Consider the following 21,396-nt stretch of genomic DNA (forward strand, 5'->3'; position numbering starts at 1 on the left):
GTGACGCTCGACTTCTTCATCCCGCCGAGCTGCGTCCAGACGGGTTGGTTCTTCGTCGTTTGCGTGGCCGGTGCCGGCGCGCTGATCTGGTGCGTCGCCTGGCTCCGCGTGCGCCAGGTCGCCACGAGAATGCGCCGCCTTCATGAGCAACGCATGGCCGAGCGCGATCACTTGGCGCACGAACTCCATGACACCCTGGTGCAAAGCACCCAAGGCCTGATCCTGCGCTTCCAGGCGGCGACCGATCGGATGGCCTCGGACGACCCGGCGCGCGCTGCACTCGCCCAGGTGCTGGACCGCGCCGAAGACGTGCTGAGGCAACAACTCGATCGCCTGTTCGACCCGCGCGAGCCGCCGCGTTCACACGATCGAGTGAACGGCGGGTGAAACGAATTGGGGTTCTGCCGCAGCGATGGAAGACCTATCGTTCAATCCCCCGCGCCGCAAGGAGCCACGCATGGCCTGCACGAACCGCATCAGTTCCGTGATCTCTGAACCGACCTGGCGGGCTGCACGTTCCTTTGCGTTCGGACCTTTCGTGCTCATTCCCGAACGCCAACTGCTGCTGCAGGGCGATGCACCGGTCCGCCTCGGGGGCCGTGCGCTGGACATCCTCACGGCGCTGGTCGAGCGCCCGGGCGAACTGGTCGGCAAGCGCGAGCTGATGGCGCGTGCCTGGCCGGACGTCGTCGTCGACGAGGGCAACCTGAAGGTCAACATGGCGGCCCTGCGGCGCGCGATCGGCGACGGCGTGGGCATGGCCACGTACATCGCGACGGTGACCGGCCGAGGCTACCGGTTCGTCGCCCCCGTCCAGGCCAACGGAGCACCCGGCTTCATGCCGGCCCCCGCGGCGACGGACCGGCGCGGCCACAACCTGCCGACCGCCACGACGCGCATCTTCGGCCGGGCGGAGGCGATCGATGCCATCCGGCTCGAACTCGAAGGATCGCGTCTCGTGTCCATCGTCGGCGCTGGCGGCATCGGCAAGACCACTGTGGCGCTCGCCGTGGCCGAACAGGTGCTCGGATCGTTCAGCGACGGCGTCTGGCTGATCGACCTGGCGATGCTCAAGGACCCGGCCCTGGCACCCCATGCCATCGCGACGGCGATCGGCCTGACCGCGCATTCCGAGAGCATGCTGATCCCGCTCTGCGAGTACCTGCGCGACCGTTCGATGCTGCTCGTGATCGACAACTGCGAGCACATCATCGATATCGCCGCCTCCTGTGTCGACCGGATCATGGCAACGGCGGCCGGCGTGAAGATCCTCGTCACGAGCCGCGAGCCGCTGCTGGTGAAGGGAGAACGGGTGCGCAGGCTGCCCGGGCTCGGTGCGCCCCTGCCCTCACCCCGGTTGAATGCCGACGAGGCGCTCACGTTTCCCGCCATCCAGCTCTTCGTGGACCGCGCCACCGACAGGCTCGAGTCGTTCCGGCTCAACGATGCCGATGCGCCAATCGTCGCGGAGATCTGCCGCCGTCTCGACGGGCTCGCGCTCGCTATTGAGTTCGCCGCGACGCGCATCGATGCGTTCAGCGTGCGCGATCTGCTGCAGCAGCTAGACGACCGGTTCCGCCTGCTGATCGGGCGCCGGGCGGGACCGGAGCGACACCGCACGCTGACGGCGACGCTCGATTGGAGCTACAGCCTGCTGCCGCCCGGCGAGGCCGCGGTGCTGCGCTCCGTGTCCGTGTTCGCGGGCGTGTTCGACGCCGCCGGGGCTGCGGCTGTGGCAGACCGCGCTCCCACGGAAGCGGCAGACATCCTGGGGCAGCTGGCCGCGAAGTCGCTGCTGGCCACGGACCTCGATGCCGATGGCATCGCCTACCGCCTGCTCGAGACCACGCGAACCTATGCCCTCGAACGCCTGCGAGCCGGCGACGAGGATCCGGTGGTCCGCCAACGCCACGCGGAACACCTGTGCGCGACGCTCGAGCGCGCCGCAGGCGAGTGGGCCCGGCGCCCGGCGACGGAATGGGGGCGTGCCTACGGGCGCGTCATCGACGACCTGCGCGCTGCGCTGGCCTGGACCGGCCGCGATGCGGCGAATCGATCGCTGCGGATCCGGCTGACGGTCGCCGGGCTGCTGCTGTGGAATCATTTCTCGCTGACCGAGGAGAGCGGCGTCCATGTGTCGCAGGCGGTCGACGAACTCGAGGCCGCGGACCTCGCCGGAACGGCTTTCGAGATGAAGCTCAAGCTGTGGCTCGGCGGCGCCACCGTGTTCACGCGCGGGCTCAAGCCCCGGGCGATGACAGCCTTGCGCCGCGCGCTGGAGATCGCGGTGCGGATCGGCGACATCGACTACCACCTTCGCTGCCTCATGATGATCGGCATCTACGAGCTGTTCACGGGCGAGCACGCTGCAGCGCTGCGCACGCTCGACGACTTCGGGGCGGTCGCCGCGAAGAACGATCCCTCCATCCTGCCCGAGGCCGACGTGCACACGGCCATCGCCGAGCTCTTTCTCGGACGCCTGCACGCCGCCGGGCGGCGGCTCGAAGTCCTCCACGCGCGCGACCAGCGTTATTTCGGCTCGTACGACATCCGATACCTCTCCGATCCCATCGTCCTCGCGGGCGGGGTGCTGGGGCAGGTGCAGTGGCTGACGGGCCGCGCCGACACGGCCGTGCGCACGGCACAAGCCGCGCTGGAAAGCGCACGCGGGCTCGGGCATCACCTCTCGCTCAACAACTTGCTGTCGTATATCTGCCCGGTCCTCTACTGGAGCGGGCACGTCGACGCCTGTGACCGCCATGTCGCGATGCTGGAAGAGCACGTCACGCGACATGGCCTCGCCGCCCGGCGCCCTGTCGCCAGCTTCTACCGGGCCGCGCTGGCACACACGAGGGGCGACACCTCGTGCGACGCGGTGGCGGCCCTGCAGCAGGCCGTCGAGGAGTTTCGCAGCATCAACCACCTGGCGCGGATGCCGTACTACCTCAGCGTCCTGGCGGACGCGCTCGTGCGTCACGCCCGTCTCGGCGAAGCCGAATCGACGATCCGCAACGCACTCGACATCGCGCATGCGCACGACGAAAGCTGGTGCCTGCCCGAGGTCCTTCGCATCCAGGCGTCCCTCCGCGTGGCCCAGGGACGCAACCGCGACGCGGAAGTCCTGCTCGGCCAGTCGATGGCGTCGGCCCGGAAAGTCGGCGCGCTGTCATGGCGGTTGCGCGCGGCCACCGACCTCGCAGGGCTCTGGTGCGCCGGGGGGGCGAGAACGGACGACGCACGCCGGATGCTGTCGCCCATCGTCGACGAATTTTCCGAAGGGTTCGCGACGCGTGACCTGAGGGCAGCGGCCCGCCTGCTGGCCGAGTGCCGCTGCCCTGCCATCACTTGCCAGCCTTGACGTTGCGCTGCAGGAACGAGCGCATCAGCCGGCCGACCGTCTCGCTGTCCTCCTCGAGCGCGAAGTGCCCGGTGTCCAGCAGGTGCAGCTCGGCCTTCGGAAGGTCGCGAAGGTAGGGGTGCGCGCCGGCAGGCGGGAAGATCTTGTCGTTCTTGCCCCAGACGATCAGCATCGGCGGCTGGTGCTTGCGGAAGTAGGCCTGCCAGCCGGGGTACAGCGGCGGGTTCGTGCCATAGCTGTAGAACATTTCCAGTTGGATGTCCTTGTTGCCGGGGCGGTCCATGCGGGCCTGGTCGACCGTCCAGGCATCCGGGCTGATGTGGCTCACGTCGCGGATGCCTTCCGTGTACTGCCACTTCGTCGCACCGATCTCGAACAGCGGCCGCAGCTTGGCGCCGTTCGCTTCGGACTTGTCTGCCCAGTACACCTTGGCGGGTACCCAGAACTCGTTGTCGATGCCTTCGTTGTAGGCATTGCCGTTCTGCACCACGATCGCGGTGATGCGCTCGGGATGGGCCGCCGCGATGCGAAAGCCGATGGGCGCGCCGTAATCCTGCACATAGAGGGCGAACTTCTTCGCATCGACCGCCTCGGTGAACTTGTCGATCACGCGGGCGAGGTTGTCGAAGCTGTAGTCGAACTTGTCCATCGCCGGCATGTCGCTCTGGCCGTAGCCGGGGTAGTCGGGCGCGATCACGCGGTACTTGTCGGCCAGCCGCGGGATCAGATTGCGGAACATCTGCGACGAGGTGGGGAACCCGTGCAGCAGCAGCAAGACCGGCGCGTTCTTCGGACCGGCTTCGCGGTAGAAGACGTTCACGCCGTCGACCTTGACCGTGCGGTAGCTGACGGCCGCGGTGCTGACGGAGTTCGACGGTTCGCTCGCGGCAGCGGTGTTGGCCTGGGCGCCGTGCGCTGCAAGCGCCAGCAGCAGGGAGGAGGCGAAGCGCTTGGCGCTGACAGAGGATTTCATGGTGTGTCCTTCAGTGGAGGGGTCGATCGGGGTGCATCAGCCTTCGGTGGCGCCGAACATCGCCTTGGCGTAGGCGATGCCCACGCCGTAGCCGCCGGCCAGCTGCCGGGCGATGCCGGTGGTCAGGTCGTAGGTCTCGCCGCGCCCCCAGTCGCGCTGCAGCTCGAGCAGGTACTGCAGCGCGGTCATCGGCTGCGCGCCGGCCTGCACCATGCGTTGCACCGCGCGCTCGTGGGCTTCGGCCGTCACGTCACCGCAGGCATCGGTGAGCACGAAGACCTCGAAGCCCTGCTCGATCGCCGACAGCGCCGGCCCGACGATGCACACCGAGGTCCAGAGGCCGGCCAGCACCACGCGCGGCTTTCCGATCGCGTTGACGACACGGATGACGTTCGCGTCTTCCCAGCAGTTCATCGTGGTGCGATCGAGCATCTCCTGGTCGGGAAAGGCCTCGATGACCTCGTCGAACATCGGCCCCGAGAAGCTCTTCGCCGCCACGGTGGTCAGGAGGGTCGGCACCTTGAAGCCTGCGGCCGCACGCGCCGCGATGCGGGCGTTGTTGCGCAGGCTCACGCCGTCGATGGACTGGGTGGCGAATGCCATCTGCGGCTGGAAGTCGATCAACACCAGCGTGTGATCGGTCGGGGTGAGCAGCCGCGAGCCCGCGGCGGGCTTGGCAGTGAGGGTCATGGGATCTCTCCTTCGAGGACGGGTTGACGGGTTGCGAGCCCACAGTCTCCCGGCCGCGGCACGCGCCCACAACGCACCTGCGGCCACCACCGCACCCCACCTTGGGCCAATGCGAAAGCGAAGGCATCCGACGACAGTGGGCCTTCCACAACTGCAGATCGGAACTGCCATGACGACTTCACTGTTTCCCAAGATGACCGCGCTGACAGCCGCCTCCAGCCTCGCGCTCGGTGCCTGGCTGAGCCCCGGTGTCGTGGCCGCCGCGCCGGCCACGGCGGCAGCGGCCGACAACAAGCAGGTCAGCGTGATCCTGGTCCACGGCGCGTGGGCCGATGGTTCCAGCTGGAACGACGTCGTGCCCCTGCTGCAGGCGAAGGGGCTGACGGTGGTGACCGTACAGAACCCGCTCAGCGCATTGGCCGACGACGCGGCCGCGACGCAACGGGCCATCGACCGGCAACCGGGGAAGGTGCTGCTGGTGGCGCATTCGTGGGGGGGTGCGGTCATCACCGAGGTGGGCCGGCAGGAGAAGGTGGCCGGCCTGGTCTACGTGGCGGCCTTCGCGCCGGGCGACGGCGAGTCGGTGAACGACATGCTCGCCAACAAGGACATCCCGCCGCCGCCGGGCCTGGCCGGCATCGAGCCCGATTCGCACGGCTACCTGTGGATGAGCACCCGCAACTTCGGCGAGCACTTCGCGCAGGACCTGCCGGCCGCGCGGACCGCCCTGCTGGCGGTCAACCAGAAGCCCATCGCCGCGAGGAGCTTCGGTGACAAGGTCAGCGTACCGGCGTGGAAGAGCAAGCCCAGCTGGTATGTCGTGGCCGAGCAGGATCACATGATCCCGCCGCCGGCCCAGAAGGCGATGGCCCAACGGGCCGGCGCCAAGGTGACGAGCCTGGAGGCGGGGCACGCCGTGATGATGCGGCGGCCTGCGGAAGTGGCCGCCGTCATCATCGAGGCGGCCCGCTCACTGAGCCTCTAGGCGTAGCGACTCTAGACGTAACAACTGCACCCGAGCGCCCCCCAGAAGGCGGGTGCGTCCGCCACCGGCACCCGGGTGCCGGCCGCCTTCAGGTGGTCATGCGCATGCAGCCCGCAACCCGAGCGGCACGCGCATGCCGCGGCGTACTGGTAGCGCCGGTCGCTGTCCCCCAGCGTGAGCTGGCGTGCCTGGTAGCCGCCGAAGGTTCGCACCGGCGACCAGCTGGGCGACGCCGGCGGAAGCGGCGGGGCCAGCGCGGTGAAGCGCTGCGCGCCGTGCACCACCTGGCCCGCCACGACCGTCAGCACCGACACGATGTCCTGGATCTGGTCCTCGGGCACGGCGAAGTAGTCGCGATCGAGCACCGCCACGTCGCCCAGCGCCCCGGGTTTGAGCACGCCCTTCCTGCCGCTGTCGCGCGAGAACCAGGCGCCGTCGGCCGTCATCAGCCCCAGCGCGGCCAGGCGGTCCAGGCGGCGCTCCTCCGGGTAGAGCACCGTGCCGCCGATGCTGCGACCCGACACCAGCCAGTAGAGGGCCTGCCAGGGGTTGTAGCTGTTGACCCGCGTCGCATCGGTGCCCAGCGTGACCGGCAGGCCCATCTCGACCATGCGTTTCACCGGCGGCGTCTCGGCTGCCGCCGACAGGCCGTAGCGGCGGATGAAGGCTTCGCCCTGCATCGACATCCGGTTCTGCACCGCGACGCCGCCGCCCAGCTTCCGGATGCGCTCCAGGTTCTGCGGCGTGACCGTCTCGCAGTGGTCGAAGAACCACCCCAGCTTGTCGATGGGCAGGTCGCGGTGCACCTTCTCGAAGACGTCGAGCGCGCGCGACACCGTCTGGTCGTAGGTGGCATGCATGCGCCAGGGCCAGCCGTTGCCGGCGAGGAAGCGCACCACGCCCTCCAGGTCGGCGTCCATCATCGCCGGCATCTCGGGCCGCGGCACGAGAAGGTCCTCGAAGTCGGCGGCCGAGAAGGCCAGCATCTCGCCGGCGCCGTTGAGGCGGTACATGTCGCTGCCGTCGCCGGGCTTGCCCGTCGCGATCCAGCGCCGGAAGTCGTCGAGCTCCGCCTTCGCCTTCTGCGGGAACAGGTTGTAGGCGAAGCGAAGTGTCAGCCGACCCTCGCTGGCCAGCTTGTCGATGACTGCGTAGTCGTCCGGGTAGTTCTGGAAGCCACCACCGGCATCGCCCACCGACGTGACCCCGAGCCGGTTCTCCTCGCGCATGAAATGCAGCGTGGAGTTCACCTGATCGTCGAAGTCCAGCTTCGGGCCCTTGGCCAGCGTGTTGTAGAGCACGAAGGCGTTGGGCTCGGCCAGCAGCAGGCCGGTGGGCTCGCCCTTGTGGTCGCGCTCGATGATGGCGCCCGGCGGTTGTGGCGTGTCGCGCGTGTAGCCCACCGCACGCAGCGCAGCGCGGTTCAGGAAGGCCTGGTTGTAGAGATTGAGCACGAAGACCGGCGTGTCGGGCGCCGCTTCATTGATCTCCTTCAGCGTCGGCAGGCGCTTCTCGACGAACTGGGTGTCGTTCCAGCCGCCGACGACGCGCACCCACTGGGGCGGTGGCGTCACCCGCGCCTGGGCCTTCAGCATCTCGAGCGCCGCATGCAGGCTGCGCACACCGTCCCAGCGCAGCTCCATGTTGTAGTTGAGGCCGCCGCGAATCACGTGCGTGTGCGAGTCGGTCAGGCCGGGGATCACGCGGCGCCTCTCGACATCGACGACGCGGGTCTGCGCATCGGCGAGGGGCACCAGTTCGGCGTCGCTGCCGACCGCCAGCACCATGCCGTCCTTGATGGCCACCGCGCCGGCGTCGGGCCGTGCGGGGTCCAGCGTGCTGATGCGGCCGTTGTACAGAACCAGGTCGGGCGCGACGCGCATGTCGCGCGCCAGCGCGGTCACCGGACCGGCCAGCGCGGTCAGGCCCAGCAGGGACGCCGCTTGCAGGAACTCGCGCCGATCCGGGCGTTGATCGAATTGAATCGACATGGTGAATCCTCCGAATGTCGGGTTGTGAGACGACACATTGAGCCGCTTGTCATGTCTTGCCGCCACGACCCGTAGGGCGGCCGCGTCCTCTCCCTTTGGCCCAGGTGCCGCACCGACCCCGTGTGTAAACTCGCGAGCACCGTTCGACTCCAGTGAGACACCCGATGCACGCCGTGGGCCCGACGAGCCAGCCGATCAAGGTGCTCGTCGTCGACGATCACCCCCTGATGCGCGAGGGCATCGCTGCCGTGATCGAGAGGGAGCCCGGCATGTTGCTGGTCGCCGAGGCGAGCAACGGGCACGAGGCGACCGAACGCTTTGCCGAGCACCGCCCCGACGTCACCTTGATGGATCTGCAGATGCCGGAGGTCGACGGTGTCGCCGCCACGGTGGCGATCCGTGCGCAATGGTCCGACGCTCGCATCGTGATGCTGACGACCTACCGGGGCGACACGCAGGCGCGCCGCTCGCTGCAAGCGGGTGCCAGCGGCTACCTGCTCAAGAGCATGATCCGCAACGAGCTTCTCGCCGCCATCCGATCCGTCCATGCCGGCGAGCGCTGGATTCCTCGCGAGGTGGCCGCCGAACTGGCCGCGCACCTGACCGACGACCCGCTGTCCGCGCGCGAACTCGACGTGCTGAAGCAGGTCGCGGCCGGCAACTCGAACCGGCGGGTCGCCGGCGAGCTCGGTGTCACCGAGGACACGGTCAAGTCCCACATGAAGAGCATCATGAGCAAGCTCTCCGCGCGCGACCGCACGCATGCGGTCATGATCTCCCTCAAGCGAGGGATCCTCGATCCCTGACAGGCCCTCTTCTGCGTCACCCGCGCCATCCGTCCCACGCGCGCCGCCGGTGCCGGTAGGCGATCCTGGCAGGGACCTCCAGCGTGACCGTGGTGCCGCGTGCATCCGAGTGGACGCCCAGGCGCCCGCCCAGACGATCCGCCCGCTCTCGCATCCCGACCAGGCCCCAGCGCCCGGCGTGCGACTGCTTCGCGTCGAAACCACAGCCGTTGTCCACGATTCGCAGTCTGAGCTGCCTCGATGCAAACGTCACGCCAAGCTGGACGCCCGTGGCTGCCGCGTGTCGGAACGCATTGCTCAGCGCCTCGGTGGCGATGCGCTGCAGCTCCGGCACGCCCACCGGATCGAGTTCGCGGGCAGCCCCGTCGATGCGCATCGCAAAGGAAACGCCGGTGTCTGCGGACCAGCGCTCACCGACCGATTGCAGGCCATCGGCAAAATCCGTCGAGCTGCCGGTGACCCCCCGCAGGTCCGTCACCGCATCCCGCCCATCCGCGATCACTTCGTCGGCCAGGTCCAGCGCGTTGCGCATCAGGTCGCGGGAGCGCTCGTGCGGCGGAATCTGTTCCATCGCCGCGTGGAACCGGATCACCAGGCCCTGCACGGCCTGCAGGAAGGTGTCATGGAGTTCCCGGGCGATGCGTTCCCGCTCGACCGTCCGCTCCTCCCAGCGCAGCCGCAAGCGGGCCTTGACCGCGCGCAGCCTCCATGAGAACAGCAGGCACACGGCGGCCGCGGCAGCGGCAGCGCACAACGCGACGAACCAGCCCGTTTGCACGAAGGTGGGAGGAATGACGAACGAGACGCTCGCGCCGGTTTCATTCCACACGCCGTCATTGTTGGCGGCGATCACCTGGAATCGATAGCGGCCGGGCGGCAAGTCCCTGAAACTGGCCTCGCGGTGGGTGCCGGCGTCCTGCCAGTCGGCGTGCTCGTCGCCAAGGCGATACCTGAACCTCACGCGCTCTGGCATCGTGAGGCTCGGCGCGGTGTAGGCAATCTTCAGGTCGCGCGGATGCACCGGCAACTGCGTCGCGGCGCCTGCATCGAACGCATGCGCGAGACCGTCCACCGTGATCGACTTGACGATCACGGCGGGCGCGATGGTGTTGCGCGGCATGCGCATGGGGTCGGTCCATACCACGCCGTTCGCGGCGGCAATCCAGAGGCGGCCGCCGTTGCCCAGCGCCGCCTCGGGCGCCCCCGGCAGCCCGTCCAGATGGTCCAGCAGGTCATGGCGGACGGGATGCTCAGGGTGGCGCAACGCCTGCTGCAGGTCGTCGGCCGCGATGTGGACCATGCCATCCGCCGTGCTCACCCACAGGTCCCCTGTCGAGCCGGGCACGATGCCCTTGACCCGGATGAACGCACCGCGCGATCCCATCACCGGGTGGATCGCATCGCCGCTCAGTCGCCACAGGCCTTTCTCGGTCCCGATCCAGAGGTGTTCGGCCTGCTGCGCGAACGTCTCCACCGACCCCAGGTCCAGGTGCGACGAAGACTCCCTCGCGGGGAGCACCGCCGCGAGCCGATCGCCGTCGAGGACGGTGACCACCCCATCGTCATAGCCGAACCAGACGCGGCCCCGCGCATCGGTGAACAAGGCCGACACGTTGTGGGTGGGCATGTCCGTGCGTCCCCCCCACAAGGTCCACTCATCGCCGACCACGCGGTAGGTGCCGACTCGCAGCACCGACACCCACATCGCGCCCTGCGCGTCCTGCGTCATGGCCTGGATGCCGGCGTAGTTGAAGGAAGAAGAGGCGCTCGCTCCACGATGGGCCAGGCGCTGCCATCGTCCACCGGCTTGATGCTTCCACAGCGAATCGCCGCCGGCCGCCCACAGAATGCCCGACGGGTCGCTGTAGAGGGCAGCGAGTCCCGTTCCGGCCAGATGTCCGAAACCGATCGGCTCCAGCGAGGTGCTCCGAGCGCGGAAGACGTTGCCGAGGGCGGTGCCGATCCATGCGCCACCTTGCCCGGCGGGTGCGAGCCAGAACTCGTTGGACCCTGTGTCCAGCGGCAGCTTCAGGAAGGCCGGAGCGCGGAATCGGTCGAGTCCGCCGCGTGTGGCAAACCAGATGTTCCCTTCGCGATCCTCGATGATCCGGGAGACGGATTCCCCGGAGAGGGGCACGAAGCCGACGCCCTCGCCTCGCCTGGCGCCGTCGATGCCTCCGACCCACAGGTGGCCTTCGCGGTCGAAGGCACACCCGGCCGCCGCCGTGATACCGCGGTCGACCCATCCAGGGGCGGTTGCACCGGACGCGGGCGGCGCGGTCAATGTCAGCATGCGAACGCGTCCGGAAGTGCACACCATGGCGGCACCGCCAGGATGCAGGAGCATCGTCTGGGAATTGCTGCGAGGCACTGCGACGGGCAGTTTCTCGAACCGGTTCGCGCCGTCTCGAAGGTAGAAGATCCGGTCATTGCTCATCACCCACAGCGTGCGATCGCGATCCAGGATGAGCTCGTCGACCGGATCCGCAGGAACGTTCCAGGTGGCATTCGCCGGCTGCCATCGTCCGCCGTCGAGTCGAAACAGCCCGCGGGTCGTCCCCGCCCACAGGGTTCCGTCCCCTGCCTTTGCCATGCCCGCCACGGACGATCGCGGCAGCCCCTGGGCCTGGCCGTAGTTCACCAGGCGGCCCTCGTGCAGATGGCTCACGCCGCCGAGGTGGTGCCCGATCCACAGTCCGCCATCCGTGGCCACGTACAACCCGGAAATGTCCTGCGACAGGAGCGGGACGCCACCGGCGCCGGAGATGCGCTCGAACTCCACGCCGTCGAAGCGGAACAGTCCCCCCGAGGTGCCCAGCCACAGAAAGCCGTCGCGGGTCTGGGCGATGGCCTCGATGCCCGTCGGCACGCCATCCTGGGCGGTCCACTTGGTGTGATACAGCTGCGAGATGCCGTACTGCGCCGGCAGGGCCCGGGCGGCCATGCAGCTCAATGCGATGACCAGTGCCACCCCGACCTTGGACGCTGCGTTCACCCGGCCCTCGGACTCGGACGAAGTCCGGCGTTGCGCTCGCAGCGGTCGTGCCAGGCGACCAGCACGAGCGCGCCGGCCAGCCCGAGATGCTCGAAGAAGGCATGCGTCAACATCGCGCGCGGCATGCCCTGTTCCTCCCAGAACCGATTCGCGATGAGCGTCGCGACCAGCGTGAAGGCCGCGAGCAGCAACGCGCCGACGCAGCGCCCCCAGCCGACAAGCACCAGCACGGAACCCACCAGCTCGATGGCGATGGCCGCCACCGCGAGCAACCCCGCAGGCCGCAAGCCGAATGCGGTCATCTCCGCGAGGGCTCCGTGGAAATCCAGCGCCTTCTCCAGGCCGCCCTGGAGGTAGGCCGAACACAGCAGCAGCAGGCAGAGCCGATGCAGGGCGCATGCCCAGGGGGAATCCTTCCCGCTCATCTAGGCCGCCACCGAGCTTCGAGCGGCCGCTGCGCGCGTCGGACGCGGGGCCAATCCCTGCTGCGACGCGATCCAGAGGGCCTCGGTCCGGCACCGCGCGCCCAGCTTCGACAGCAGCCCCCGCATGTGCGCCTTGACCGTTCCCACCGAGATCCCCAGCGAGCGGGCCACCTCCTTGTTGTTGTGGCCACGGCGGACCAGCGCCAGCACCTCACCCTCTCGCACGGTCAGGGCCGGCCGCGACAGGCTGTCGACCATGCGAAGCGTCGCGGCGCTGCACAGATACCGGCGCCCGGCCGCCACGGCCCGGGCGGCGCTCACGATCTCGTCCGCCGAGCAGCCGACCACCACGTAGCCGCGGATGCCCGCTTCCAAGGCGCTTCGCACATCGATCTCCTGGCCCCTCATGGCCACGACCATGAGCTTCGCGCCCTGGCGGGAATCGGCCTGCAGGCCCACTGCCCTGCGGACACCGCTGTCGTGGTCGAGGATGAGCACGTCGGCCGGCGCGCTCCGCTCCCGGTCAGGGCGATCCAGGTCGGCCGCGGCGCGCAACTCGAATTCAGGCCATGCGCCGAGGATGTAGCGCAACCCCGCCTCGATGACGGGATCGTCATGGGCCAGCTCTATCACCGTGGGTCTGTTCGAAGGCATTGCAATGCTCCATTCATGTGGTTTGCGCATGGTCGCCTTCCGATGCAACCAGGACGAGTTAACTGCGGTTAAAACTCGAGGAGTCGGCGACAGGAGCGCCCTACGCCCTCGGGCCAGCGGCCTGCAGGCCGCAGGAAAGGGGCATCGCGCACGGCCTGCGGATAGGCTCGGTTCGATGTGCCAACTCGAACCCTGAAAGCCGCGAACCATGCACTCGAACCTTCCTTGGCGAGCACTCGTTGCCGCCGTCCTGAGCTGCTACCTCGGCGCGTGCGCCGTCGACCGTGCCGGTCGCATCGAATCGACCGGCGAGTCGCAGCAGGGGTCTCGCGTGCAGTACCGGACGGTCGTCGTGAAAGGAATCAAGATCTTCTATCGCGAAGCGGGCGACCCTCGCAAGCCGACCCTGCTGCTGCTGCACGGCTTTCCTTCGTCTTCGCACATGTATCGAGAGCTGATCCCGCTGCTCTCGAACGACTTCCACCTGGTGGCACCCGACTACCCGGGCTCGGGCTTCAGCGACTACCCTTCTGCCGAGAAGTTCTCCCCCACGTTCGAAAGCCTGGCAGATGTGATGGCAGCGTTCGTCTCCCAGATCGGATTGAAAAGCTACGTCCTCTACCTGCAGGACTTCGGCGGTCCGGTGGGCTTTCGCATGGCCGTGAAGAATCCGGCGGCGGTCGCCGGGCTGATCATCCAGAACGCCAACGCGTATGTCGAAGGCATTGCAGCCGAGCAGCTCGGCGGAATGCGCGCCCGTGCGGCGGGCCTCACCCCGGAAGGGCGCAGGCAGATCGAGCAGCTCGTGTCCCGTGACTTCACGATGTTCCAGTACCGGACCGGCAGCCGGAATTTCGAGTCCATCGACCCCACCGGATGGAACCTGGATGCCCTGCTCCTCGAGAACCCCAGCGTCCGGAGAATCCAGATCGGCCTGATGTCGGACTACTTCAGCAACGTCATCGACTACCCGAACTGGCAGGCCTTCATGCGCGCACGTCCGCTGAAGACGCTCATCGTGTGGGGCAGGAACGACCCGATCTTTCTTCCGGCCGGTGCGCACGCCTACCTTCGGGACATTCCCGACGCGCGCCTGCGCCTTCTCGACACGGGGCACTTCGCGCTCGAAGAAGACGTGCTCCCGATCTCGCGGGAGATCCGGAAGATGTTCGCCGATCGATAGGTTCATGCGTGCCTCGCGTCGCAGAGGGCCACTGGTCCGGGGACTGAAGCCTATCCCCCGGTGCCGCACGCACTCAATCCTCCTTTGATCGTCGGGCCCTCGCGGAAAGTCGCAGGTTCCTAGACCTTGGTCGAGGTTCATGCCCACATTCGGCGCGGTATGCTCATCGCTCGCAGTCGAGCCATGAGTGCACACGCCCCCATCACATCGCCTTCCCGTGCCGCCGCCGAAGACCCGCAGCTGCAGCAGTGCCACGACGACATCGAGCGCCTGACCCGCCTGCCGGCGACGTGGCGGGGAGTGGACCCGACCTCCATCGTCGAAGACCTCCTGGAGACGCTGGTCGACATGCTGGACCTGGACTTCGCCGGGCTGCGCTTCAGCGAAACGGTGCACATCTTCCTGCGCACCGGCAAGACGCCCGCCGCCGCGCACGATCCCGAGGCGATCCGGCGTGCGGTCGGTCAGTGGCTGGCGGACAACCCGGCGCTCGGCCCATCAGCCATGCCCCTCGGCAGCGACGTGCTGTCCGTCGTGGCCGTCGCGATGGGCGACATCGCCGGCCTGGGCGTGCTGGTGACCGGCTCCCGGCGAGCGGGGTTTCCGCAGCGCCTCGAGTCGCTGCGCCTGAAGATCGCGGCGACCCAGGCGAGCCTCGCGTGCCGCGAGGTCCGCGAGCTCACCGACCGCAGGCCACCGGCCGATACACGCGCCGAGAAGCCCACGGGCGAGGCGCTCGCAGAAAGCGAATGGCGGCTCAACCTCATCATCAACACCATCCCGGCCATCGCCTGGTCGGCGACTTCGGACGGCATGCTGGATTTCTGCAACCAGCATTTCGTGGACTTCGTCGGGCTGCCCGCCGACGAGATCCTCGGGCTCGGCTTCTATCGCATCTTTCACCCGGACGACGTGGCGGCCCTGCTGTCCACCTGGCAGGACATCATGGCGTCGACGCGTTCGCGGGAAGTCGAAGGCAGGCTCCGGCGTGCCGACGGCCAGTACCGATGGTGCACGCTGCGGCAGAACCCGCTGCTGAACTCGCAGGGCAAGGTCGTGAAGTGGTACGGCGTCGTGCTGGACATCGAAGACCGCAAGCGCACCGAGAACGCCCTGGAGGAAGCCAGGTCGGCACTGCTCGCCAGCGAGCAGAACCTTCGCCTCATCATCGACTCGCTGCCGGTGCTCGCCTGGGTGGCTCGACCGGACGGCTCGGCAGAATTCGTGAACCGGCAGTGGGCCGCCTATGTCGGCGTCGAACCCGAACAGATCCTCGAGTGGGGCTTCCTCGACTTCTACCATCCCGACGATGTGGAAGGCATGGTGGACATCTGGAAGGACTGCCTCGCGACGAAGGACCAGCTGGGCCTGAAGGGGCGCATCCGGCGATTCGACGGGGAGTACCGCTGGTTCTATTTCGCCGGCCAGAAGATCACCGATGCGAACGGCGTGGTGCGCTGGGTCGGCGCGAACGTGGAGTTCGAAGACCTGCAGCGCGCCGAGGATGCACTCAAGGCGAGCGAGCAACGGCTCAAGTTGATCATCGACACGATCCCCGCGATGGCGTGGTCGGCCACCGCAGATGGCGAGGTCGACTTCTGGAGCAAGAACCTGCTCGACTTCTGCGGCCTTCGATTCGAAGACGTGATGGCCGAAGGCTTCTACCGCATCTTCCACCCGGACGACCTGGAGGCGATGCGCAGCATCTGGGATCGCGTGCGTTCCAGCAAGCGCGGCGAAGAAGTCGACGCGCGCATTCTGCGTGCGGACGGCGAATACCGATGGTTCACCTTGCGGCAGTGCCCGCTGCTGGACGCCCACGGTGCTGTCGTGAAATGGTACGGCGCGCTCATCGAGATCGAAGACCGCAAGCGCGCCGAAGAAGAATTGCGACGCAGCCAGAGCGAGCTGGCGCGGGTCTCGCGAGTGACCACCTTGGGCGAATTGGCGGTCTCGATCGCGCACGAGGTCAACCAGCCGCTGATGGCGATCGTCACCAACGCCGGGACCTGCCTGCGCTGGCTCGGTGAGAAGCAGTTCGACGCCGTTCGCGCGCGGCAGGCGGCCGAACGCGTCGTCCGGGACGGGCATCGGGCCGGGGAGATCGTCGCGAGCATTCGCGCATTGGCGCGCAAGGAACCCACGCGGATGACGCCGACCGATCTGCACGAAGCGATCCGGGAGGTGCTGCTGGTGTTGAACGGCGAATTCCGGCGCCGCGGCATCGAGGCGAGTTTCCAGGCCGGGCCCGAGACCCCGATCGTGCTCGGCGATCGCACGCAGCTGCAGCAGGTGCTGCTGAATCTGGTGATGAACAGCGTGGAGGCGATGACCGAGGCCGGGCAACTCACGATCCGCAGTGCAGCGGGCCCCGACAGGTTCGCCCGGGTCAGCGTTCAGGACACCGGCCCGGGCCTCGCGCAGGATCACATGGATCGGATCTTCGAAGCCTTCTTCAGCACCAAGGCGGGGGGCATCGGCATGGGCTTGTCGATCTGCCGTTCCATCGTCGAGGCCCATGGGGGATCGATCTCCGCCTCGAACCATTCTCCGCGCGGCAGCATCTTCAGCTTCAGCGTGCCGCTGGCGGCGGGAGCGGCCCGATGATCAAGCATCAAGACGACACGCCGGCGACCGTCGTCGTGATCGATGACGACACCAGTGTGTGCGAGGCGCTGCGCGGCCTCTTCGAATCGGTCGGGCTGCTGACCACGACCTATGGTTCCGTGCAGGCCTTCCTCGCCGCCGAGCCGCCCCACGGGCCGTCCTGCATCGTGCTCGACATCCGGCTGCCCGGGCAGAGCGGTCTCGAGTTCCAGGAGACGCTGGCGCGAAGCGGCGCCGCGCAATCGGTCGTGCTCCTCAGTGGCCATGTCGATGTCGAAATGGCCGTGCGCGCGATGAAGGCAGGCGCGGTCGACGTCCTCACGAAGCCGGTGCGCGAGCAGGACCTGCTGGACGCGGTCAATCGCGCCATCCAGCTGACGACCCAGAGGCGCGGTGACGCCGGGCACGTCGCGGCACTGCGTTCAAGACACGCGCTGCTGACGGAACGCGAGCGCCAGGTCATGGCACTCGTCACCGCCGGGCTGCTGAACAAGCAGATTGCCGAAAGGGTCAACGTCACCGAAGCCACCGTCAAGCTCCATCGCGGCCAGGTCATGCGCAAGATGAAGGCGGCCTCGGTTCCGGAGCTTGTCAGGATGGCCGACGTGCTCGACAGGGCAGCGCCGCCCCCGAGATGAGGACGCAGATCGCGCACACCCCGCGTCGACCCCGATGAGCCCGGCCGCGGTCTATCGAGGGCCTGACGCAGCCACCGGGATCGGCTCCAGGTGCGCCACCGACGCTTCGCCCGTGGAAGCAGCATGCCTGATCCTGAAGACGCAGTCGGACCGTGGCAGACCTTCAGGACCGAGGTCGACATCGAACTCGCCGTTGGCCAGCGCATGCAGTTCGATGTGCGTCAGCCGCCCGTCGAGCGCGAACAGGATCGCCATGTGGGCCGCCGGCACGGACTCGTAGCGCACGACGCGGTCGCAGAGGTTGCGGTTCGCGCTCAGGAACCGGCAGATCGCCTCGCGAGTGGTGCCGGCCTTGAACAGGTAGAGCCTGTCCCAGCCGAACGAGGTGAGCCGGCCCAGGTCCAGCTCCTTGCTGGACGGCTCGTTGGCCACTTCGCCGATGCGCTCGCTGATCTGCCCGGCCGAGTTCGGCGCCAGGTTGCAGCCCGCCAAGGCGCCGATGAAGAGCAGCACGCTCGACAGACGACGAAGGGTCGCTGCGGCGGATCGACGGGTCTGTTCTCGTTGCTTCATGCCGTCATTCTTGCCGACGCTGGATCACCATCCGCTTCAACCCGCGTCAACGCGGAAACCCAGCCCCCGCAACGCCGCCCGCGTGCCCGGCGCCGCCAGCAGGCGGCGAAACGCCAGCACCGCCGGCCGCTCGAGCCGAGCCTTCGGCACGATGAAGTCGTAGCGTTCCTCCTGCACGGGGATGAAGCCCAGCCCGTACTGGCGCGCGACCGTGTCGATCGCCATGCCCCAATCCGCGCGCTGCTGCGCCACCGCCACCGCCACCGCGTTGTGCGATTTCGTCTGCACGCCGTGGCCCGAGGGGCGGGCCGCGCCCAGCAGCCGGTCGATCACCACGCGCGTGCCGCTGCCGGCGTTGCGGTTGACCATCACGCAGTCGCGGTCGCCGGTCACGACCGCGACCGCCTCGTCGAGGCTGCGCCCCTCGAAGCGCGGATCGCCCGGCCGGAACACGATGCCCTGCATCCGCCCATAGCCGGGAATCAGCTCCAGCGTGTCGGTCAGCAGCGGCCGGTTGTACTCGCCGCTGGCCGGGTCCATCAGGTGCATGCCGGCGATGTCGCACTCGCCGCGCCGGGCCGCCATCAGGCCGCCGCTGCTGCCCACGTTGAGCGACTTGACGCGCCAGCCCGCGCCGATCATCTGCCCCGCCAGCCAGTCCAGGCCGACGCAGTGGCTGCCGATCAGGATCAGGTCCGCCGGCTCCAGGCCCTGCCCCAGCAACTGCACGTCGACGCGATCGCCGGCATCGAGCATCTCGGTGTGCTGCGGGATCGTGATGAAACCGTCCGCCGTGCTGAAGGTGGTCACCGAGCCCGAGCCCTTGCCCATCGGGTAGGCCGCGAGGCCGTCGTCCGTGCGCACCAGCCCGACCAGCAGGTACTCGGTGCGGCCGCGCTCCGAGTTCACGCGCATCGGCAGCGTCGCGCTCACCGTTTCCTGCCGGTCGGGCGGCAGGCCCGCGAAGGCGCGCAGCACCGGCGCGAGGAACTCGTGGAACGTGAAGATCGCCGAGGTCGGGAAGCCCGGCAGGATCACGACCGGCTTGCCGCCGGTGACCGCCAGGCACACCGGCTTGCCCGGCTTCAACGCCACGCCGTGCGCGACGATGCCCGGATCGGCCAGCCGGCCGACCACCCGATACGACAGGTCGCCTTCGCCCTTCGACGTGCCGCCCGAGAACACCACCGCGTCGCACGCCAGCCCGCGCGCGAGCGCGGCGGTCAGCGCGGCCTCGTCGTCGGGGATCACGCCCAGGTGCACCGGCCGGCCGCCCAGTTCCTCGACCGCCGCGCCGATGATCGCGGCGTTGGAGTCGTGGACGGCGCCTGTGCGCAGCGGCTGCCCGGGTGCCACGATCTCGTCGCCGGTGGAGAAGATCGCGACCCGCGGCGCGCGGTGCACCGGCACCTGCGCCAGGCCGAGCGCCGCGAGCACGCCGATCTCGCGCGAGGTGAGGCGCTGGCCGGCGCGCAGCACCGTTTCGCCGCGCGCGATGTCGGTGCCTGCGTAGCTGACGTTCTCGCCCGCCGTCGCGGCCCGGCTGACCTCGACGCGGCCCTCGCCGCGCAGCTCGGTGTTCTCGACCATCACGACCGCGTCGGCCCCGCGCGGCAGCATGCCGCCGGTGGCGATCGGGGTGGCCGTGCCCGCCGCCGCCATCCGCTGCGGCACGATGCCCGGCCGCAGCACCTCGTCGTTCAGCTGCAGCGTGCGGGCCCGCTCTTCCTGCGCGCCGTGCGTGTCGGCCGCCTGCAGCGCGAAGCCGTCGACGTTGGAGCGGTCGAAGCCCGGCACGTCGATGCCGGCCACGATGTCCTCGGCCAGCACGCGGTGCAGCGCCGCACCCAGCGCGACGCGCTCCTGCCCCAGCGGCGCGAGCCTCAGGTACCGCTGGAAGCGCAGCGTCGCCTCGTCGCGGGTGATGACGTCCAGGAACTGCGATTGCGATGTCGGTTTCACACGGGGCCCGGGGCTCAGTCGTAGAGGTGGAGGGTGAGCTCGGTGCCGGGGCCGTAGCCTTCGCTCTCGGCCGGCACGACGACGAAGCCGTCGGCACGCGTCGTCGACGACAGCACCGACGCGCCGGACACCGCCAGCGGCTCGACCGCGTCGCCCTCCAGCCGGACGCGCACGTAGTCGACACGGCCGACGGCCGAGACGATCTTGCGCGCCACCGTCGCCCGGCGCTGGCGGTAGGGCCACTCGGGGCCGCGCCCCGCCAGGCGGCGGATCGCGCGCCCGGCGAAGAAGTCGTAGGCACACAGGCACGACACCGGATTGCCCGGCAGCAGGAACACGAGCGTGTCGCCGATGCGGCCCATGCCCGCGGGGCTCGACGGCCGCATCGCGACGCCATGGATGGCGAGCTCGCCCAGCTGGGCCAGCAGCTGCGGTGCGTGGTCCTCGCTGCCGACGCTCGATCCGCCGGATACCAGCACCACGTCGGCGCCCGGCGCGCACATCGCCGCGCCGATCGCCGCGGCCTCGTCGCCGAGGCGCTGGTGGCTCTCGAGCTCCGCGCCGTCGCGCGCGATGAGGCCGCGAAGCAGCACGGAATTCGCGTCGTAGATCTCCCACGGCCCCTTGGTCGCGCCGGGGGCGACCACCTCGTTGCCGGTCACGAGCAGCCGCACGCGCGGACGCCGCACCACGTCGAGCTGCGCGAAGCCCAGCGAGGCCGCGAGGCCGCCGTCCTGCGGCCGCAGGCGGCGCCCGGCGGGCAACACCGTCGAGCCGGCCTGGATGTCCTCGCCGACGCGCCCGACGTGCTGCCACGGCGACACCGGCCGCGTGATCGCGATGCGCCCGGCGGCCTCGGTGGCGTACTCGGCCGGCACCACCGCATCCAGGCCGTCGGGCAGCGGCGCGCCCGTCATGATGCGCACCGCGGTGCGGGCCGGCGCCGTGCCCTCGAACGGCCGGCCCGGCAGTGCCTGGCCGAGCACCGGCAGCTCGATCGGGTTGTACTCGCCGGCGCCGTCGGTCTCCGCGCCGCGCAGCGCGAAGCCGTCCATCGCGGCGCGCTGGAACGTCGGCACGTCGATCGGTGCGACCAGGTCGGCAGCCAGCACGCGCCCGGCGCTCTCTTCCACCGCCACGGCCTGCGCCGGCAGCGGCCGCGCGCCGGCCCGGCCGTCGACCCAGGCCTGGGCCACTTCCACCTCGCTGCGCTGCGCGAAGCCGTGCATGCGCACGTCCTTCGCCTGCACGGGTCTTGGCGTCATCTCCAGGGCAGCTCTCCTCGCAGGAACTGCGCGGCCTCGCTCGGCAGCGCATCGTCGGTGAAGAACAGGTCGACCGGGCGCTCGACGACCACGCGCCCGCCTTCCAGGTAGGCCACGCGGGTCGCCAGGCGCTTGGCCTGGCCGAGATTGTGCGTGCTCATCGCGATCGTCACGCCGGTGTGGGCGATCTGCTCGATCAGCGCCTCGACCTCGCGCTTCGCGCCGGGGTCGAGGCTCGCCGTGGGCTCGTCGAGCAGCAGCAGGTCGGGCTGCGTGGCCCAGGCGCGGGCG

16 protein-coding genes and 1 pseudogene are annotated in these 21,396 nt (G+C 69.1%); 7 read left to right on the plus strand and 10 right to left on the minus strand.

The genetic code is table 11. The annotated features are described in order from the left end of the window. Both AC1D1T_RS03955 and AC1D1T_RS03960 read left to right on the plus strand, forming a co-directional pair. The gene (locus AC1D1T_RS03955) at positions 1-387 is read left to right on the plus strand and encodes a histidine kinase (RefSeq protein WP_477824871.1); all 387 of its coding nucleotides are present in this window, start codon (positions 1-3) and stop codon (positions 385-387) included. Between the two features lie 70 nt (positions 388-457). Further along, positions 458-3,358, plus strand: coding sequence for an ATP-binding protein (locus tag AC1D1T_RS03960; RefSeq protein ID WP_477824872.1), 2,901 nt, complete (start codon positions 458-460; stop codon positions 3,356-3,358). On the opposite strand, the gene AC1D1T_RS03965 is transcribed toward AC1D1T_RS03960, so the two are convergent. Further along, positions 3,342-4,331: an alpha/beta fold hydrolase gene (locus AC1D1T_RS03965; RefSeq protein ID WP_477824873.1), complete on the minus strand. Its 990-nt coding sequence runs from the start codon at positions 4,329-4,331 to the stop codon at positions 3,342-3,344. The two genes, AC1D1T_RS03960 and AC1D1T_RS03965, sit on opposite strands and share 17 nt — an antisense overlap. A gap of 36 nt (positions 4,332-4,367) precedes the next feature. Further along, a complete protein-coding gene (locus AC1D1T_RS03970; protein ID WP_047509851.1) occupies positions 4,368-5,021 on the minus strand; it encodes a hydrolase in 654 nt (217 codons plus the stop codon). Between the two features lie 169 nt (positions 5,022-5,190). Here AC1D1T_RS03970 and AC1D1T_RS03975 point away from each other — a divergent pair, with 169 nt between their 5' ends. Further along, positions 5,191-6,006: an alpha/beta hydrolase gene (locus AC1D1T_RS03975; RefSeq protein WP_477824874.1), complete on the plus strand. Its 816-nt coding sequence runs from the start codon at positions 5,191-5,193 to the stop codon at positions 6,004-6,006. An 11-nt stretch (positions 6,007-6,017) separates the two neighbouring features. Here AC1D1T_RS03975 and AC1D1T_RS03980 read toward each other — a convergent pair whose 3' ends face one another. Continuing rightward, the gene (locus AC1D1T_RS03980) at positions 6,018-7,997 is read right to left on the minus strand and encodes an amidohydrolase (protein ID WP_477991446.1); all 1,980 of its coding nucleotides are present in this window, start codon (positions 7,995-7,997) and stop codon (positions 6,018-6,020) included. 164 nt (positions 7,998-8,161) lie between these two features. Between AC1D1T_RS03980 and AC1D1T_RS03985 the strand changes: the two genes are divergently transcribed. Further along, on the plus strand, positions 8,162-8,803 hold the full coding sequence (locus tag AC1D1T_RS03985; protein ID WP_477824876.1) for a response regulator: 642 nt from the start codon (positions 8,162-8,164) through the stop codon (positions 8,801-8,803). Between the two features lie 16 nt (positions 8,804-8,819). Here AC1D1T_RS03985 and AC1D1T_RS03990 read toward each other — a convergent pair whose 3' ends face one another. From AC1D1T_RS03990 to AC1D1T_RS04000, 3 genes are read right to left on the minus strand one after another with little or no spacing between them, the layout of a single operon-like run. Next, on the minus strand, positions 8,820-11,798 hold the full coding sequence (locus tag AC1D1T_RS03990; protein ID WP_477824877.1) for a sensor histidine kinase: 2,979 nt from the start codon (positions 11,796-11,798) through the stop codon (positions 8,820-8,822). Further along, the gene (locus AC1D1T_RS03995) at positions 11,795-12,223 is read right to left on the minus strand and encodes a DoxX family protein (RefSeq protein WP_477824878.1); all 429 of its coding nucleotides are present in this window, start codon (positions 12,221-12,223) and stop codon (positions 11,795-11,797) included. The genes AC1D1T_RS03990 and AC1D1T_RS03995 overlap by 4 nt, the downstream gene beginning before the upstream one ends. Next, entirely contained in the window at positions 12,224-12,907 is a 684-nt protein-coding gene (locus AC1D1T_RS04000; RefSeq protein WP_477841748.1) for a response regulator transcription factor, read from the minus strand. Between the two features lie 178 nt (positions 12,908-13,085). Between AC1D1T_RS04000 and AC1D1T_RS04005 the strand changes: the two genes are divergently transcribed. The 3 genes from AC1D1T_RS04005 to AC1D1T_RS04015 all read left to right on the plus strand — a co-directional run bounded on the left by AC1D1T_RS04005 (position 13,086) and on the right by AC1D1T_RS04015 (position 17,305). Continuing rightward, positions 13,086-14,060 (plus strand): alpha/beta fold hydrolase, encoded by a 975-nt coding sequence (locus AC1D1T_RS04005; RefSeq protein WP_477824880.1) that lies wholly within the window; start codon positions 13,086-13,088, stop codon positions 14,058-14,060. A gap of 183 nt (positions 14,061-14,243) precedes the next feature. Further along, positions 14,244-16,667, plus strand: coding sequence for a PAS domain-containing sensor histidine kinase (locus AC1D1T_RS04010; RefSeq protein ID WP_477991448.1), 2,424 nt, complete (start codon positions 14,244-14,246; stop codon positions 16,665-16,667). Further along, positions 16,664-17,305: a response regulator transcription factor gene (locus tag AC1D1T_RS04015; protein WP_477824882.1), complete on the plus strand. Its 642-nt coding sequence runs from the start codon at positions 16,664-16,666 to the stop codon at positions 17,303-17,305. The genes AC1D1T_RS04010 and AC1D1T_RS04015 overlap by 4 nt, the downstream gene beginning before the upstream one ends. A gap of 51 nt (positions 17,306-17,356) precedes the next feature. On the opposite strand, the gene AC1D1T_RS04020 is transcribed toward AC1D1T_RS04015, so the two are convergent. From AC1D1T_RS04020 to AC1D1T_RS04035, 4 genes and pseudogenes are all read right to left on the minus strand, one after another. Then, positions 17,357-17,878, minus strand: coding sequence for a hypothetical protein (locus tag AC1D1T_RS04020; RefSeq protein ID WP_477824883.1), 522 nt, complete (start codon positions 17,876-17,878; stop codon positions 17,357-17,359). Between the two features lie 36 nt (positions 17,879-17,914). Beyond that, positions 17,915-19,840 (minus strand): molybdopterin biosynthesis protein, encoded by a 1,926-nt coding sequence (locus AC1D1T_RS04025; protein WP_477824884.1) that lies wholly within the window; start codon positions 19,838-19,840, stop codon positions 17,915-17,917. Positions 19,841-19,854: 14 nt separating this feature from the next. Further along, positions 19,855-21,105: a molybdopterin molybdotransferase MoeA gene (locus tag AC1D1T_RS04030; protein WP_477824885.1), complete on the minus strand. Its 1,251-nt coding sequence runs from the start codon at positions 21,103-21,105 to the stop codon at positions 19,855-19,857. After that, positions 21,102-21,396: pseudogene (locus AC1D1T_RS04035) on the minus strand (ABC transporter permease); the annotation flags it as partial. The pseudogene AC1D1T_RS04035 and the gene AC1D1T_RS04030, both read right to left, overlap by 4 nt.

It is taken from the genome of Rhizobacter sp. P2_H3 (assembly GCF_056403355.1).

What these genes read in the sequence shown, in the direction of transcription:
- AC1D1T_RS03960 (WP_477824872.1), top strand. Translation starts at nt 458, where the DNA reads ATGGCCTGCACGAACCGCATCAGTTCCGTGATCTCTGAACCGACCTGG.
- AC1D1T_RS03965 (WP_477824873.1), bottom strand. Translation starts at nt 4,331, where the DNA reads ATGAAATCCTCTGTCAGCGCCAAGCGCTTCGCCTCCTCCCTGCTGCTG.
- AC1D1T_RS03970 (WP_047509851.1), bottom strand. Translation starts at nt 5,021, where the DNA reads ATGACCCTCACTGCCAAGCCCGCCGCGGGCTCGCGGCTGCTCACCCCG.
- AC1D1T_RS03975 (WP_477824874.1), top strand. Translation starts at nt 5,191, where the DNA reads ATGACGACTTCACTGTTTCCCAAGATGACCGCGCTGACAGCCGCCTCC.
- AC1D1T_RS03980 (WP_477991446.1), bottom strand. Translation starts at nt 7,997, where the DNA reads ATGTCGATTCAATTCGATCAACGCCCGGATCGGCGCGAGTTCCTGCAA.
- AC1D1T_RS03985 (WP_477824876.1), top strand. Translation starts at nt 8,162, where the DNA reads ATGCACGCCGTGGGCCCGACGAGCCAGCCGATCAAGGTGCTCGTCGTC.
- AC1D1T_RS03995 (WP_477824878.1), bottom strand. Translation starts at nt 12,223, where the DNA reads ATGAGCGGGAAGGATTCCCCCTGGGCATGCGCCCTGCATCGGCTCTGC.
- AC1D1T_RS04000 (WP_477841748.1), bottom strand. Translation starts at nt 12,907, where the DNA reads ATGCGCAAACCACATGAATGGAGCATTGCAATGCCTTCGAACAGACCC.
- AC1D1T_RS04005 (WP_477824880.1), top strand. Translation starts at nt 13,086, where the DNA reads ATGCACTCGAACCTTCCTTGGCGAGCACTCGTTGCCGCCGTCCTGAGC.
- AC1D1T_RS04010 (WP_477991448.1), top strand. Translation starts at nt 14,244, where the DNA reads ATGAGTGCACACGCCCCCATCACATCGCCTTCCCGTGCCGCCGCCGAA.
- AC1D1T_RS04015 (WP_477824882.1), top strand. Translation starts at nt 16,664, where the DNA reads ATGATCAAGCATCAAGACGACACGCCGGCGACCGTCGTCGTGATCGAT.
- AC1D1T_RS04020 (WP_477824883.1), bottom strand. Translation starts at nt 17,878, where the DNA reads ATGAAGCAACGAGAACAGACCCGTCGATCCGCCGCAGCGACCCTTCGT.
- AC1D1T_RS04030 (WP_477824885.1), bottom strand. Translation starts at nt 21,105, where the DNA reads ATGACGCCAAGACCCGTGCAGGCGAAGGACGTGCGCATGCACGGCTTC.